This is a genomic window from Aquamicrobium terrae, from assembly GCF_040545735.1.
Taxonomy (GTDB): Bacteria; Pseudomonadota; Alphaproteobacteria; order Rhizobiales; family Rhizobiaceae; genus Mesorhizobium; species Mesorhizobium terrae_A.
Map to the genome: position 1 here is coordinate 54,830 of NZ_JBEPML010000007.1, position 15,212 is coordinate 70,041.

The 15,212-nt window shown below is 66.3% G+C and carries 10 protein-coding genes; 5 read left to right on the forward strand and 5 right to left on the reverse strand.

Annotated features, from left to right (window positions below; genetic code table 11):
* Positions 1-73: 73 nt before the first annotated feature.
* Positions 74-1,474, reverse strand: coding sequence for an adenosylhomocysteinase (gene ahcY / locus ABID37_RS11695; protein WP_354194860.1), 1,401 nt, complete (start codon positions 1,472-1,474; stop codon positions 74-76).
* Between the two features lie 215 nt (positions 1,475-1,689).
* A complete protein-coding gene (locus tag ABID37_RS11700) occupies positions 1,690-2,127 on the reverse strand; it encodes a MerR family transcriptional regulator (RefSeq protein ID WP_354195167.1) in 438 nt (145 codons plus the stop codon).
* 387 nt (positions 2,128-2,514) lie between these two features.
* Between ABID37_RS11700 and ABID37_RS11705 the strand changes: the two genes are divergently transcribed.
* The 3 genes from ABID37_RS11705 to ABID37_RS11715 all read left to right on the forward strand — a co-directional run bounded on the left by ABID37_RS11705 (position 2,515) and on the right by ABID37_RS11715 (position 8,369).
* Entirely contained in the window at positions 2,515-6,279 is a 3,765-nt protein-coding gene (locus tag ABID37_RS11705; RefSeq protein WP_354194862.1) for a peptidoglycan-binding protein, read from the forward strand.
* 366 nt (positions 6,280-6,645) lie between these two features.
* Positions 6,646-7,569 carry a sulfite exporter TauE/SafE family protein gene (locus ABID37_RS11710; RefSeq protein ID WP_354194864.1) on the forward strand — a complete coding sequence of 308 codons (924 nt, stop codon included), beginning with the start codon at positions 6,646-6,648 and terminating at the stop codon, positions 7,567-7,569.
* The gene (locus ABID37_RS11715; RefSeq protein WP_354194866.1) at positions 7,569-8,369 is read left to right on the forward strand and encodes a TIGR02186 family protein; all 801 of its coding nucleotides are present in this window, start codon (positions 7,569-7,571) and stop codon (positions 8,367-8,369) included. Before ABID37_RS11710 ends, ABID37_RS11715 begins: the two co-directional genes overlap by 1 nt.
* Positions 8,370-8,568: 199 nt before the next feature.
* Here ABID37_RS11715 and pdeM read toward each other — a convergent pair whose 3' ends face one another.
* Entirely contained in the window at positions 8,569-9,258 is a 690-nt protein-coding gene (pdeM, locus tag ABID37_RS11720) for a ligase-associated DNA damage response endonuclease PdeM (RefSeq protein ID WP_354195169.1), read from the reverse strand.
* 17 nt (positions 9,259-9,275) lie between these two features.
* On the reverse strand, positions 9,276-11,708 hold the full coding sequence (locus ABID37_RS11725) for a ligase-associated DNA damage response DEXH box helicase (RefSeq protein ID WP_354195171.1): 2,433 nt from the start codon (positions 11,706-11,708) through the stop codon (positions 9,276-9,278).
* A gap of 219 nt (positions 11,709-11,927) precedes the next feature.
* On the opposite strand from ABID37_RS11725, the gene ABID37_RS11730 reads away from it, so the two are divergent.
* Positions 11,928-12,938, forward strand: a complete 1,011-nt coding sequence (locus tag ABID37_RS11730; RefSeq protein WP_354194868.1) for a ligase-associated DNA damage response exonuclease — start codon at positions 11,928-11,930, stop codon at positions 12,936-12,938.
* An 11-nt stretch (positions 12,939-12,949) separates the two neighbouring features.
* On the opposite strand, the gene ABID37_RS11735 is transcribed toward ABID37_RS11730, so the two are convergent.
* The gene (locus tag ABID37_RS11735) at positions 12,950-13,348 is read right to left on the reverse strand and encodes a YbhB/YbcL family Raf kinase inhibitor-like protein (RefSeq protein ID WP_354194870.1); all 399 of its coding nucleotides are present in this window, start codon (positions 13,346-13,348) and stop codon (positions 12,950-12,952) included.
* Positions 13,349-13,426: 78 nt separating this feature from the next.
* Here ABID37_RS11735 and ABID37_RS11740 point away from each other — a divergent pair, with 78 nt between their 5' ends.
* Complete coding sequence (locus ABID37_RS11740) at positions 13,427-15,172, forward strand: cisplatin damage response ATP-dependent DNA ligase (RefSeq protein ID WP_354194872.1); 1,746 nt, start codon at positions 13,427-13,429, stop codon at positions 15,170-15,172.
* Positions 15,173-15,212 lie beyond the last annotated feature (40 nt).

Consider the following 15,212-nt stretch of genomic DNA (forward strand, 5'->3'; position numbering starts at 1 on the left):
CCGGCCCGCAAAAATAGGGCCGGACGGAAAGTCAACCGCCCGGCCCTATATGTGGTAGTATTTCCAAGCTTGGTTAATAGCGGTAGTGTTCCGGCTTGAACGGTCCCTGCGGCGTCACGCCGATATAGGAGGCCTGTTCGTCCGAGAGCGTGGTCAGCCTGGCGCCGAGCTTGTCGAGATGCAGCCGCGCCACCTTCTCGTCGAGATGCTTGGGCAGCACGTAGACCTCGTTCTTGTACTCGCCGCCCTTGGTGAACAGCTCGATCTGGGCCAGCACCTGATTGGTGAAGGACGCCGACATGACGAAGCTCGGATGGCCGGTGGCGTTGCCGAGATTGAGCAGGCGGCCTTCCGACAGAAGGATCAGGCGCTTGCCGTCCGGGAAGGAGATCATGTCGACCTGCGGCTTGACGTTGGTCCATTTCAGGTTGCGCAGCGCCGCCACCTGGATCTCGTTGTCGAAGTGGCCGATATTGCCGACGATCACCATGTCCTTCATGGCCCGCATATGGTCGAGACGGATGACGTCCTTGTTGCCGGTGGTGGTGATGACGATGTCGGCGGTCGGCGCCGCGTCTTCCAGCGTGACGACCTCATAGCCGTCCATCGCCGCCTGCAGGGCGCAGATCGGATCCACCTCGGTGACCTTGACGCGCGCGCCGGCGCCGGCCAGCGAGGCGGCCGAACCCTTGCCGACGTCGCCATAGCCGCAGACCACGGCGACCTTGCCGGCCATCATCACGTCGGTGCCGCGGCGGATGCCGTCGACCAGCGATTCCTTGCAGCCATATTTGTTGTCGAACTTGGACTTGGTGACCGAGTCGTTGACGTTGATGGCCGGGAAGGGCAGCAGGCCTTTCTTCTGGAGCTGGTAGAGGCGGTTGACGCCGGTGGTCGTCTCCTCGGTGACGCCGCGGATCGCCTCGCGCTGCTTCGTGAAGAAGCCGGGCGTCGCCGCCATGCGCTTCCTGATCTGGGCGAAGAGGATTTCCTCTTCCTCGCTGCCGGGGTTGGACAGCACGTCCTCGCCGGCCTCGGCGCGGGCGCCGAGCAGGATATACATGGTGGCGTCGCCGCCGTCGTCGAGGATCATGTTGGAAGGCTCGCCGTCCGCCCACTGGAAGATGCGGTCGGTGTAGGTCCAGTAGTCCTCCAGCGTCTCGCCCTTGACCGCGAACACCGGGATGCCGGCATCGGCAATCGCCGCGGCGGCATGGTCCTGGGTGGAGAAGATGTTGCAGGAGGCCCAGCGCAGCTCGGCGCCCAGCGCCTTCAGCGTCTCGATCAGCACCGCGGTCTGGATGGTCATGTGCAGCGAGCCGGTGATGCGCGCTCCCTTCAGCGGCTGGGCCTTGCCGAACTCCTCGCGGCAGGCCATCAGGCCCGGCATTTCCGTCTCGGCGATCTCGATCTCCTTGCGGCCCCACTCGGCAAGCGAGATGTCGGCGACCACATAGTCCTTGTTAGCTGTCATGATGGCACTCCAGTGGAATCTGTCGGCGGGCTGCCGTGCCGCGGACGCGGCCGATGGCGCGAAGCTGCCCGCTGACTAGCAGATCGCGTCGAAAACGACAACGGGATATAAAGAAATCTTTATCTCTGCATGCTTATTCTGGCATGCGGCACGGGGCCGGCCATCGGCTCCCCCGCCCGAAGCGGCGAGGGGCAGGCGCCATGCCCGAAGGTCGGTCAGGCGGCGCTCTGCTGCGCCGTGTTCCCGGCCAGCATGCGGCGCGCCTCGTCCATCGAAAGGCTGAGGTCGGCGATGGCTTCGTCGAGCAGGGCGCGCTGCTTTTGCAGGCGGGCCATCTGCTTCTCCGATTTCTCCAGCGCCACCTTGAGCTGGCGGGCGTTGGAGCCGGAGGGATCGTAGAGATCCATCATCTGCTTCACGTCGCGCAGCGAGAAGCCGACCTTGCGGCCGAGCAGGATGAGCTTCAGCCGTGCCTTGTCGCGATGGGTATAGAGGCGCGTGCTGCCGTCGCGCTGCGGGTTGATGAGGCCCTTGTCCTCATAGAAGCGCAGCGTGCGCAAGGTGACGCCGAAAAGCTTGGCCATTTCGCCGATGCGCGTCAGCTCTTCGGTCTCGTGGGGTTTGCCGGTGGCGGCGGCCGCATGATCGGCCATCAGGTTGTCGGTCTTCATTCGGGGTTCCGGATCGTGAGGTGTTGCCTGACGGACAAGGCCGATATGCAAGCGTTTCGAGGCCCTGCCCATTACGTTTACGTAAGGTGTGATTAGCGGGAAACGCCCTCCGGTTCAAGTATCGTGGGCGGAGACGGGCGGAACGGACGTTTTCCGGCGTCAGGTTGCGACTTCTTAACCACAGTTAACGCCTTGTTTACCACGTTCGGCGAATTGTGCGCTTGTCGGTTCTCCGTGCTTATCCAGTAGCGAAGTTTTCACGGTTTTCGGCAGGCGCCGGGTACAACGCCGGACGAAGCCTTCCGTTCCGACCGCATTGAAGGGGAAGCCGGTCATCGGGGCCGGCGCTGTGAGGAAACGGGCGTCGCGATGAGCAACAGAAGGTCCTATCTCGACACGCTGAATGCGGGCCGGCCGCGCAAGCCGAACTCGACCCTTGAACAGATCAACGAGTCGCTTGCGGCTCTGGAAGAGCGTTTGCAGCTCGGCCGCACCGACCAGCGCCCGCGCCCGGACAGCCTGATGCGCGGCGCCGAGCACGGCTTTGCCGAGGAACGGGACTGGACCGCGCGCCGCGGCGGCTTCGAGCAGGGCGCGCGCCATTCCGCGCCGCTCCACGTTTCCGGCTATCAGGCGATGGCGCGTGACATGGACCGCATTCGCGGCCAGGGGGACGAGCTTGCCAAGGCCGGCAGGATTGCCGGCGAGTTGCAGGAGCTGCGCGACGAATTGCGCCAGCAGATGGCCGCCGACCTGCATCGCGAATTCGAGGTCCTGCGCCGCGACATCGACAAGGCCGGCCGGTCCGGCGCCGGCGCCGGCGACGGCGTCCGTTTCGGCCGTGAACTGGAGCGCCTTTCCGAATCCGTTCGGGAACTGGCCCACAGGAACGACGATCGCAGCGTCAATCTGCTTCGGCTGGAGCTGGAACAGCTCAAGGCCCAGGTCGAGACGCTGGCGCGCGAGGAAAGCGTGCGGGCCGTCGATCGGCGCTGGGAGGATTTCGACCGCCGCTGGACGGCCTTCGAGGGCCGTTTCGAGGCCGGCGCCGACCATCGTGTCGTCGACGCCGGCTTTGCCGTGCTCGGCCAGCGGCTGGAAGAGATCGCGCGTGCGGTCGACACGCTGCCGCAGTCGCTGTCGCTCGGCTCGCTGGAAGAGAAGCTGCACACGCTTGCCGTGGCGGTCGACCAGTTCATGACCCAGCCGTCGGCCGCTCCCGACACGCTCGGCCTGATCGACGAGCGGCTGGATGAAATCTCGCGCGCCATCGTCGCCTCGACCGTGGCGGCGCAGGCCAGCAGTTTCGACCCCGCCTCGCTGGAGCGGATCGAGAACCGCATCGCCGCGCTGGCCGAGCAGATCGAGGAAGTGGCGCAGGACCGCCCCTCGCTGGAGATCATCGAGCGGCTGAACATGCTGTCGCGCCGGGTCGACGAACTGGCCGCGGAAAGCCGCCTGCCCGAAGACATGATGGAACGCTTCGCCGACCAGATCGCCATCATCGCCGAACGGCTCGGCCAGGCGCCGGCCATGCCCGACCTCGACCATCTCATGGAAGGGCTGGAGCAGCGCTTCGACCTGTTCGCCGCTTCGCTGGATCGCCGGCAGAGCGATGCCGTCGAGCAGGGCAACATCATCTTCCGCGACCTTGAGCGGCGGCTGGACGAGGTTGCCGAGAGGCTGGACCGGCGCGAGATCGCGCCCGCCTTCGACGGAGCGGAGGTGATCGAGGCGATCGACGCCCGCTTCGACGCCCTGGCCCGCGAGATAGAAAGCCGCGAGCCGGCCGGACAGGAAGCCATCCGGGGCCTGGAAGTGCGCCTTGCCGAAATCTCCCGGCAGATCGACGGTTCCGCCGAGCGCTTCGGCGCCCTCGACCAGCAATTGATCCGCAGCCTCGAGGCGCAGGTGGCCGGGCTGTCGGCGCATCTCGCGCAACCGGGCACGCCGCTGCCGGAATTCGAGGACATCAGCCCGCGCCTGAGCCAGATCGAGCAGTCGCTTGCCGGCACGCGCGAAACCATCGTTGAGGCCGCGCGCGAGGCGGCCGAACGGGCCGTGCAGTCCATGGGCGGCACCGGCGGCATCGAGCAGGTCGCCGTCGCCGGCCTTGCGCAGGACCTCAAGACGCTGGAGGGGCTGACGCGCCGTTCCGACGACCGCAATGCCCGGACCTTCGAGGCCATCCACGACACGCTGCTGAAAATCGTCGAGCGTCTGGGCTCGCTGGAGGCTCCGGGCGCCGAGGCCGATATGGCCGCGCGGCCGGGGGCCAAGATCGCGGTAACCGGGGCGCCGAGCCTCGACATGGAAGCGCCGGCCGCCCTGGCTGCCGAGGGCGAGACCTTTCTGGTCGATGCCATGGACGGCGAAATGCAGATACGCACTCCGGCGCAGGCCGCCTCCGAGGCGGCGAAGGCCGCGCTCGGCGAAACGGCCGGGCAGGAATCCGCGCGCAAGACGTCGCTGCTCGGCAACCTCACCCGCGCCTTCCGCAAGGATGCCGCCGCCGCCAGGCCGGCCGAGCCGGTCGCGGTTGCCGAACCGGCCGAAATCGGCCTCGATGAACCGCTGGAGCCGGCGCTGATCAACCGCCCGCTCGAGCCCGGTTCGGGCGCGCCCGATCTCAACGCCATCCTGAAGCGGGTACGCGACGAGCGCAGCCAGTCCGCCGCCCGCCCGGCCGCCGACACGGCGAAGTCCGACTTCATCGCCGCCGCCCGCCGCGCGGCCCAGGCCGCGGCCGCCGAAGCCGAAACGCTGAAGCGCCAGTCGAGCCTGGGCGGCCAGACCAAGGGACTGCGCATCGGCGAGCTGTTCAAGGCCCGCCGCAAGCCGATCCTGATGGCGGTCGGCGCGGTGATCCTGGCGCTGGCCGGCCTGCAGTTCGGCAAGGCGTTCCTGGCCGACCAGCAGCAGGCCGCCCGCATCGAGACGGCGCCGGCCGTCGTCGAGCAAACCGTGACGCCCGAACAGCCGGAGCGTGAGGCGGAGGCGGCGCGCATGGTCGAGCCGGTGCGTCCGGAAGACGAGATGGCTGCTGCCGAGGCGGATATGCGGCAACAGGCCGCCGCGCCGGTTCCCGATGCTGTTTCGACGCCGGCTCCGGTGGCCGGAACGCCTGCAGAGGCCGTGCCGGAAGCGCAGGCCAGCGGGACCGAAGAGGTTACGACCGATCCCGTTTCCCCCGATCCCGTTTCCCCGGATCCCGTTTCCATCGACCCCGTTTCCACAGACACCGTCTCGACCGGTGCCGTGCCGCCGGTTGCCGCCACGCCGATCGACGTGCCCGCCAATCTCGGCACGCCGGCCTTGCGCGATGCCGCCGCATCGGGCGACGCCAAGGCGCTGTTTGAGATCGGCGCGCGCTATGCCGAGGGCCGCGGGGTGCAGGAAGACATGGCCGCCGCCGCCAAATGGTATGAAAGCGCCGCCGATAAGGGCCTGGCGCCGGCGCAGTACCGCATCGGCAATTTCTACGAAAAGGGCATCGGCGTCGAACGTGACACCGACAAGGCCAGGAGATGGTACGAGATGGCGGCCGGGCAGGGCAATGCCAGCGCCATGCACAATCTCGCCGTGCTGCTGGCCATGGGTCCCGATGGCGCCGCCGACAACGAGGGTGCGGTGCGCTGGTTCAAGGCCGCCGCCGATTTCGGCGTCAAGGACAGCCAGTTCAATCTCGGCATCCTCGCCGCCAAGGGCGTCGGCATGACGCAGAACCTCGAGGATTCCTACAAGTGGTTCGCGCTGGTTGCCAAAACCGGGGACAAGGACGCCGCCACCAAGCGTGACGAGATCGCCAAGGTGCTGCGTCCCGAGCAACTCGAAAAGGCGCGCCAGACGGCGGAGCTGTGGCAGGCGAGGGAACTCGACATGGATGCCAACGGCGTCACCATTCCCGACGCTTGGCTGGATGAGCCCGTCACCACTGCCTCCGTCGACATGAAGAAGGCGGTGCAGAACATCCAGGCCATCCTCAACAAGAACGGCTATTCGGCCGGCGCGGTCGACGGCGTCATGGGCGGCAAGACCAAGGACGCCATCATCGCCTTCCAGACCGACAACGGGCTGTCGCCGACCGGTGAGGTCGACGAGAAGCTGGTGGAGGCCCTTCTGGCGCGTAGGTAACCCGCGACGCCGCAGGCGCGCAAAGCGGTAACCGCGACGCCGCAGGCGCGCAAAGCGGCAACCGCGACGCCGCAGGCGCGCAGGCAGATGATCCCTCGCCGCAGGCACACAAAGCGGACAGTTGCGCCCGCTTTCGGCGAGCCGCTGGGCGCTGGGTTCGCTGTGGCGCGCAAATAGAACGCAAATAAAAGTGGACAGCGTCGTTTATACGATGCCTTGCCACATATTTGCCTGTTAACTGATTGACATGGTTCTGGTTTCAAGGCTGCGGCGGACGAAAGTCCGTCCGCGGTTCCCGTGCAAGAACAGGTTAGCTTTTCGGCGCTATGATGCGGTCCGGAAACGACGGTCGATTGGAATAGACGGGTGGGCATTTATCTCCCGATTGCGGAAATTTCCGTCAATGTCTTCGTGCTGCTGGCCATGGGCGCGGCGGTGGGGTTCCTCTCGGGTCTGTTCGGGGTGGGTGGCGGTTTCCTGATCACGCCGCTGCTGATCTTCTACAACATCCCGCCTGCCATCGCCGTCGCCACCGGCGCCAACCAGGTCATCGGCTCGTCCTTCTCCGGCGCCATGTCGCACATGAAGCGCGGCACGCTGGACTTCAAGCTCGGCTTCATGCTGCTGGCCGGCGGTATCGTGGGTTCGACGGCGGGCGTCTATGTGTTCTCGCTGTTGCGCAGCCTCGGCCAGCTCGACCTGTTCATCTCGCTGCTCTACGTCGTGCTGCTGGGCAGCGTCGGGGCGCTGATGCTGGTGGAAAGCGTGCGGTCGTTGCGGGCCTCGCGCGGCGGGGCGCCGACGGGATTGAAGAAACCCGGCCAGCACAACTGGATTCACCGCCTGCCGCTGAAGATGCGGTTCCGCACCTCCAAATTGTTCGTCAGCGTCATCCCCGTGCTCGTCATCGGCGCGATCATCGGCTTCCTGTCGTCGATCATGGGCGTGGGCGGCGGCTTCATCATGGTGCCGGCGCTGATCTATCTGCTGCGTGTGCCCACCAATGTCGTCGTCGGCACCTCGCTGTTCCAGATCATCTTCACCTCGGCCTATACGACGCTGGTGCACGCCTCGACGAACTACACCGTCGATATCGTGCTGGCCATGCTGTTGATGGTGGGCGGCGTGGCCGGAGCGCAGTATGGCGTCAAGGCGGGACAGAAGCTGCGGGGCGAGCAATTGCGGGCGCTGCTGGCCCTTCTGGTGCTGGCCGTTGCGCTGCGCCTGGCCGTCGATCTCTTCATCCGGCCGGACAATGTCTATTCGCTCAGCATTCCGGGGCTGGGCTGATGACGGTCCGCGCGACGCCCGTCCTGTGCCTGCTGCTGCCGCTTCTGGCGCTGGTCGCCATGTCGATTCCGGCGGCGGCGCAGAATCCCAATCCCGAAGGCATCCAGATCGGGCTGTCGACCGAGCATATCTCGATCACCGCCGGGTTCTCGGGCGCGGACCTCACCATTTTCGGGGCGCTCGAAAATGTCGATCCCGAAGTGGCCCGGCAGGGGCGCTACGATGTGATCGTGGTGCTCGAGGGGCCGGCGCGGCGCATCGTCGTGCGCCGCAAGGACCGGGTGCTGGGCGTGTGGATCAACCTCCAGTCGGAGGAGTTCGAGAACGTTCCGGTTTCCTATTCGGTCGCCACCACGCGTCCGTTCCAGGACATCACCGAGCCGGTCAGCTACCGCCAGCTTTCGCTCGGCACCAACAACATCTACCTGCAACCGGCCGATCCCGAAGGCAACCCGCTCACCATTGCCGAATTCACCAAGGCGCTGCGCAACCGCAAGGTCGCCGCCGGGCTCTACAGCGAGAATGTCGGCGGGGTGCGCTTTCTGTCGCAGAACCTGTTCCGCGCCACGGTGCGGCTGGCGCCCGACGCGCCGGTCGGCACCCACAAGGCGCGCGCCTTCCTGTTCAAGAACGGCATGTTCGTGAAGGAAAGCTCGGCCCAGCTCGAAATCCGCAAGGCCGGCTTCGAGCAGGCGGTATTCCGCCTCGCCCACAATCACGGCCTCTTCTACGGCGCGCTGTCGGTGGCCTTCGCCATGGCCGTGGGCTGGCTGGGCAGCATCGTCTTCCGCAGGGATTGAGGCATTTCATCCGGAAGCGGATGGTGGAGCGCTTCGGGATCCATTCCGTGGCCTGTCCAGGGTTCAGGCATGGATCCCGGCTCGCGGTCGCTGACGCTCCCTTGGCCGGGATGACGAGCGCTTCAAATCCACCGGTCAAATCTGGGCGCTGCCCCATGAACGGGCAAGGGGCCGTTTTTCCGGATGACTCGGCAGCCGTTCAGCCGGGTCGCAGCATGGAGCCGGCGATCGCGAAGACGCGGTCGCGGCCCATCATGTAGGCCATCAGGCTGTCGCGGCGGAACAGGCCGGCATAGGCGCGGTCGAGCACGTTGAGCGAGCCCGTATAGGCTCCGAAGGCCGGCATCACCATGCGCGCGCCGTCGCTGGCGAAGCAGCGCCGCCTGACCGAGCGGCCGCGCTGGACGATGCGCGCGCAAGGGTGCAGATGGCCGGCGATCTCGCCTTCGACCGGGGTTCGCGACGGCTCGTGCCGGAACAGCAGCGCGCCGATGGCAAGCTCCCGCACGGTGTCGCCCGGCAGATCCGCCGGCGCGTCCGGATCGTGGTTGCCGGCGATCCAGAACCAGTCGCGCCCCGCCATCATCGCCTCCAGCCGCTCGCGGAAGGCGGGATGCAGGCGTGCAGCCCCTTCGCCGTCATGGAAGGAATCGCCGAGGCTGACGACGATACGCGGCCGGTAGAGATCGAGCGCCTCCTGCAGCCGCGCCAGCGTGGCGATGGTGTCATAGGGCGGCAGCAGCGCCCCGCGCCGGGCCAGCGAAGAACCCTTTTCCAGATGCAAATCCGATACGGCCAGCACGTCCGTTTCAGGAAAATAGAGGACGCCGCGCATATCGCAGACGGCCCGCTCGCCGGCGATGGCGACCAGTTCGGCATCGGGCATCATGGTGGCCGGCGAAAGATTCATCCGCGTCCCATCGCTTCCTCGACCAGTTCGGCCGCCTCCATCAGCAGGCTCTCATTGGCGCCGCCATTGACCGATTCCTTGCCGATCTCCAGCATGACCGGCACGGCCAGCGGCGAAATCTGCTCCAGCGGCTTATGCACGATTCGCCCGCGCACGCGCGAGAGCATGTCGGCAAGCCTGCTGACATCGAGCAGGCCGGCGCCGGCATCGGCCCGCGTCGCCTGCAGCAGGATATGGTCGGGCTCGTGGCCGCGCAGCACATCGTAGATCAGGTCGGCCGAGACCGTCACCTGCCTGCCGGTCTTTTCCTGCCCCGGAAAGCGCTTCTCGATCAGCCCGGAGATCACCGCGCAGGTGCGGAACATGCGTTTCAGCATCCAGCTGTCGTTGAGCCAGGCTTCGAGGTCGTCGCCCAGCATGTCCTCGTCGAACAGCTCCGCCAATGACGGCTTCTTCGCCCTGAACAGCGCGCCCATGTCGTCCAGCGCCCAGATGGCCAGCGAATAGTCGGTGGCGACGAAGCCGAGCGGGCGGGCGTTGGCGCGCTCCAGCCGGCGTGTCAGCAGCATGCCGAGCGTCTGGTGCGCCAGCCGCCCCTCGAACGGATAGCACACCATGTAGTGCCGGTCGCCGCGCGGAAAGGTCTCGACCAGCAGATCGCCGCGCTTCGGCAGCATGGATTTCTGCTTTTGCAGCCGCAGCCAGTCGGATACCTGTTCGGGCAGCGTCGACCATCTGTCCGGATCGGCCAGCATGGCGCGCACCTGATCGGCCAGATAGGTGGAAAGCGGGAACTTGCCGCCGGCATAGCTCGGCACGATGATGTTGGCGCCGGAGCCGGCCGACACCACGCATTCGTTCTCGCGGATGCCTTCGAAGCGCAGGATCTTGCCGGCGAACAGGAAATTGTCGCCGGGCCGTAGCGTTTCGGCGAAATATTCCTCCACCTTGCCCAGCACCCGCCCTCCATGGCCGGCCAGTCCACGGCTCACGCGCACATAGCGCACGTTTAGTTCCGGCATCTCGACGATGGTGCCGACATTGAGCCGGTATTGCTGGGCGATGCGCGGATGGGTGATGCGCCACAGCCCTTCCTTCGTCTTGCGGATGCGGGCATAGCGCTCGTAGTTCCGCAGCGCATAGCCGCCGGTGGCGACGAAATCGACCACGCGGTCGAAGGTCACGCGGTCGAGCGCCGCATAGGGCGCGGCGGATCGCACCTCCTCATAAAGCGCATCGGCATCGAAGGGGGCGGCACAGGCCGTGCCAAGCACATGCTGGGCCAGCACGTCGAGCGCACCGGCCAGCAAGGGCGGGGTATCCTGCGCGCCGAGATAGTTGGCGTCGAGCGCCGCCCGGCATTCCAGCACCTCGAAGCGGTTGGCGGGGATGAGGATCGCCTTCGACGGCTCGTCCATGCGGTGGTTGGCGCGGCCGATGCGCTGGGCAAGCCGGCTGGCGCCTTTCGGCGCGCCGACATGGATGACGAGATCGACATCGCCCCAGTCGATGCCGAGGTCGAGCGTCGAGGTGGCGACGATGGCCCGCAGCGCATTGTCGGCCATGGCCTTTTCCACCCGCCGCCGCTGGCCGACATCGAGCGAGCCGTGATGCAGCGCGATGGGCAGCGCATCCTCATTGGCGCGCCAAAGCTCCTGGAACAGCATTTCCGCCTGGCTGCGGGTGTTGACGAACAAAAGCGTCGTCCTGTGCCGCCGGATCGCCTCGTAGATTTCCGGAATGGCGTAGCGCGCCGAATGGCCCGCCCATGGCACCCGTTCCTGCGAGTCGAGGATGGAGATGTCGGGCTTGGCTCCACCTTCTACGGTGACAAGCCCGGCCAGCTCGTCGGGCGCATTCTGCGACACCAGCCAGCGGCGCAGATCGTCCGGCTCGGCCACGGTCGCGGAAAGCCCGATGGTCTGGAGCCCCGGCACGATGGCGCGCAGCCGCGCGAGCCCCAGCGAAAGCAGATGGCCGCGCTTCGAGGTCACCAGCGAGTGCAACTCGTCGAAGACCACGAAGCGCAGATCCTCGAAGAAGCGCCTGGCGTCGGCACTTGCGATCAGCAAGGCAAGCTGCTCGGGCGTGGTCAGCAATATGTCGGGCGGAGCGAGTTTCTGGCGCTGGCGCTTGTGGGCCGGCGTGTCGCCGGTGCGCGTCTCGATGTCGATGGAAAGGCCGATTTCCGCGACCGGCTTGCCGAGATTGCGCTCGATGTCCACCGCCAGCGCCTTGAGCGGCGAGATGTAGAGCGTGTGGATGCCGCGCCGGGCCTGGCCGGGCTTGCGCTTCGGCCGCACCGCCAGTTCGGTCAGCGACGGCAGGAAGCCGGCCAGCGTCTTGCCGGCGCCCGTGGGCGCGATCAGCAGCGTGGATTGCCCGGCCTGCGCGCGGGCGAGCAGCTCGAGCTGATGGGCGCGCGGCATCCAGCCCTTGCCGGCGAACCATTTCAGGAACGGCTCGGGCAGGTGGGCAACGGCCGTTTCCTGCAATGGCGCGGGCTTCGCTGTCACGCTCCCACAGGTAGCGCGGGCCGGACGGATCGCCAAGCAAAAAGAACAAAACAGGATCATTTGCTTGCGCGGGCGGCAGGTCGAAGGCACAGTGCGTCTTTCCGTGCCTTCGAAACGACCTATCTGTCAGCCATGCGCGCCAGCGACCTGCTCCAGCCTCGCCCCGAAGGGCTCTATTGCCCGCCCGGCGATTTCTTCATCGATCCGGTGCGGCCGGTGGCCCGTGCCCTGATCACCCACGGCCATTCGGACCATGCGCGCGCCGGCCATGCCAAGGTGCTGGCCACGCGCCAGACGCTCGACATCATGGCGCTGCGCTATGGCGAGGATTTTGCCGGGGCCACGCAGGTGGTCGGCTTTGGCGAGACGATCGATATTGCCGGCGTTTCCGTCACCTTCCATCCGGCCGGCCATGTGCTGGGTTCGGCGCAGATCGCGGTGGAGAAGGGGGGCCTGCGCATCGTGGCCTCCGGCGATTACAAGCGCATGCCGGATGCGACCTGCACGCCCTTCGAGCTCGTGCCCTGCGACGTGTTCATCACCGAGGCGACCTTCGCGCTGCCCGTCTTCCGCCATCCGCCGCCGCAGGAGGAAATCGCCCGGCTGTTGAAATCCGTGGCGCAGTTTCCCGAGCGCACCCATCTGGTCGGCGCCTATGCGCTGGGCAAGGCGCAGCGCGTGATGAAGCTGCTGCGGCAGGCGGGTTACGACCGACCGATCCATATCCATGGCGCGCTGGCCAGGCTCAGCGCCTATTATCAGAATGAGGGCATCGACCTCGGCGCGCTGGAGCCGGCGACGGTGGAGGCGGGCCGCAAGGGCGATTTTGCCGGGGCCGTGGTCATCGGCCCGCCATCGGCCTTCGCCGATCGCTGGGCGCGACGCTTTCCCGATCCCGTCTCCTGCTTCGCCTCGGGCTGGATGCGCATTCGCCAGCGCGCCCGCCAGCGCGGCGTCGAACTGCCGCTGATCATCTCCGACCACTGCGACTGGGACGAGCTTTGCGAAACCATCACCGAGACCGGCGCCGGCGAGGTGTGGGTCACGCATGGCCGCGAGGAGGCGCTGGTGCGCTGGTGCGAATTGCAGGGCATCAGTGCCCGCCCGCTGCATCTCGTTGGCTATGAGGACGAGGGGGACTGATGCCCGACGTTTCAGGGATAGGCCTTGCGTGCCTTCGCTTCTCCGAGCTTCTTGCCCTTGGCATCGAGCGCGGTCGCCGTCCACTGATAGGTATGACGCCCATTTGGCGGGCATGGGCTGCGATATTTGAAGGCGCCCGGTGCTACGGTCGATTCGCCCTTATATGCGACCTTGCCCCCACCATGCGGATAGCGCGGCACGGCAAGATCAACCATGTGGAAGCGAATAGATGCCGTCCCTGCAGGCACGCCTCGCAGCGTAAATTTGGGATTCACAACGGTGTTTGGATTTCCACTGGTGCACTTCTTTATGTTTCCCCAGTCGAATCCGATCGAAAAATCCGCCGCGGATGCTGACGGAACAGCAACCGCAAATGGCAGCAACGAGATGTACAGTATTTTGAAGTTCATGAATTGTAGCCCCTACCCCTTGAACAGGGCGGATAGTTCTTTCCGGGCACGGGGACTGTCAAGCGCCTTCACAAGCAGATGAACCGTTTTGCCGAACTTCTCGACCGGCTGGTGCTGACGCCGTCGCGCAACGGCAAGCTCAAGCTGCTGACGGATTATTTCCGCGAGACGGAGGACCCGGATCGCGGGCTGGCGCTGGCGGCGATGACCGGCGACCTGTCCATCGCAGCGGTGAAGCCGGCCATGCTGCGCACGCTGGTCACCGAGCGCATCGATCCGGTGCTGTTCGGCTATTCCTACGACTATGTCGGCGATCTGGCCGAGACCGTCTCGCTGGTATGGCCGAGTGAGCGGGACATGGCCCCCACCGACCCCTCCCCACAAGGGGGAGGGGAGGACGCCCGCGCGGCGGCCGTCTTGTCTGTCACCGATACGGATCAACCAAGCGAAAGCGCATCAGGCACTGCGTCCCCCTCCTCCTTGCGGGGAGGGGGCACGGGTGGGGGTGCTTCCTCTCCCCATCACATGACGCTTTCCGAAGTCATCGCCAAATTGCAGGCCGCCAGCCGCTCCGACGGGCCGAAGGTGCTGGCCGGCCTGCTCGACCAGTCCGATATTCCCGCCCGCTTCGCCATCATCAAGCTGGTCACCGGCGGGTTGCGCATCGGCATCTCGGCTCGTCTCGCCAAGCAGGCCGTGGCCGATCTCGGCCCGGTGGACGTGGCTGAGATCGAGGAATTGTGGCACGGGCTGGAGCCGCCCTATACGGAACTGTTCGCCTGGCTGGAAGGGCGCGCGCCCAAGCCCGAACGCGCCGCGCGCGCCCTGTTCCGTCCGGTCATGCTGGCCAATCCGGTGGGTGAAGGGGACCTCCACAGGCTCGACCCGGCCGACTATGCCGCCGAATGGAAATGGGACGGCATCCGCGTGCAGGTGTCGTCCGAAGGCGGCGTCCAGCGGCTTTATTCGCGCACCGGCGACGACGTGTCCCGCGCCTTTCCCGACCTCGCCGACGCCATCGACTTCGAGGCCGTCATCGACGGCGAATTGCTGGTCGGCTCGCCCGCCGCCACCGGCACGTTCTCCGACCTTCAGCAGCGGCTGAACCGCAAGACGGTTTCGCCGAAGATCATGCAGAATTATCCGGCCTTCGTGCGCTGCTACGATCTCCTGCAATGGAGCGGGGAGGATTTGCGCGCACTGCCTTTTCGCCACCGGCGCGACCGGCTGGAGGCAATCGTCGCCACGCTCGATCCTGCCCGCTTCGACCTTTCGCCGCTGGTCACCTTCGAAGGCTGGGAAGCGCTGGAGGATCTTCGCATCGCGCCGCCGCATCCGATCATCGAGGGGGTGATGCTGAAGCGGTGGGATTCGCCCTATCTCGCCGGGCGGCCCAAGGGGCCGTGGTTCAAGTGGAAGCGCGATCCGCATGTTATCGATGCCGTGCTGATGTATGCCCAGCGCGGCCACGGCAAGCGCTCCTCCTTCTATTCCGACTATACGTTCGGCGTCTGGTCGGGTGCGGAGGGCGAGGAGGAACTGGTGCCGGTCGGCAAGGCCTATTTCGGTTTCACCGACGAGGAACTGCGCCAGATCGATAAATATGTGCGCGACAACACGGTCGAGCGTTTCGGACCGGTGCGCGCCGTGCGTGCCGACCGGCAGAGCGGGCTGGTGCTGGAGGTGGCGTTCGAGGGCCTGAACCGTTCGACACGCCACAAGTCCGGCGTGGCCATGCGGTTTCCGCGCATTTCGCGCCTGCGCTGGGACAAGCCCTCGGCTGAGGCGGACCGCATCGAGACGCTGAAGGAGCTTCTGGATTAGCGCATGTCGCCCGCAAGTGGGGCCCGGTTGCGGGACACCG

Excerpts from the sequence above, each read along its gene's own strand:
- ABID37_RS11705 (WP_354194862.1), top strand. The coding sequence starts at position 2,515 with ATGAGCAACAGAAGGTCCTATCTCGACACGCTGAATGCGGGCCGGCCG.
- ABID37_RS11700 (WP_354195167.1), bottom strand. The coding sequence starts at position 2,127 with ATGGCCGATCATGCGGCCGCCGCCACCGGCAAACCCCACGAGACCGAA.
- ABID37_RS11735 (WP_354194870.1), bottom strand. The coding sequence starts at position 13,348 with ATGAACTTCAAAATACTGTACATCTCGTTGCTGCCATTTGCGGTTGCT.
- pdeM (WP_354195169.1), bottom strand. The coding sequence starts at position 9,258 with ATGATGCCCGATGCCGAACTGGTCGCCATCGCCGGCGAGCGGGCCGTC.
- ABID37_RS11725 (WP_354195171.1), bottom strand. The coding sequence starts at position 11,708 with ATGCCGCGCGCCCATCAGCTCGAGCTGCTCGCCCGCGCGCAGGCCGGG.
- ABID37_RS11740 (WP_354194872.1), top strand. The coding sequence starts at position 13,427 with ATGAACCGTTTTGCCGAACTTCTCGACCGGCTGGTGCTGACGCCGTCG.
- ABID37_RS11730 (WP_354194868.1), top strand. The coding sequence starts at position 11,928 with ATGCGCGCCAGCGACCTGCTCCAGCCTCGCCCCGAAGGGCTCTATTGC.
- ABID37_RS11715 (WP_354194866.1), top strand. The coding sequence starts at position 7,569 with ATGACGGTCCGCGCGACGCCCGTCCTGTGCCTGCTGCTGCCGCTTCTG.
- ahcY (WP_354194860.1), bottom strand. The coding sequence starts at position 1,474 with ATGACAGCTAACAAGGACTATGTGGTCGCCGACATCTCGCTTGCCGAG.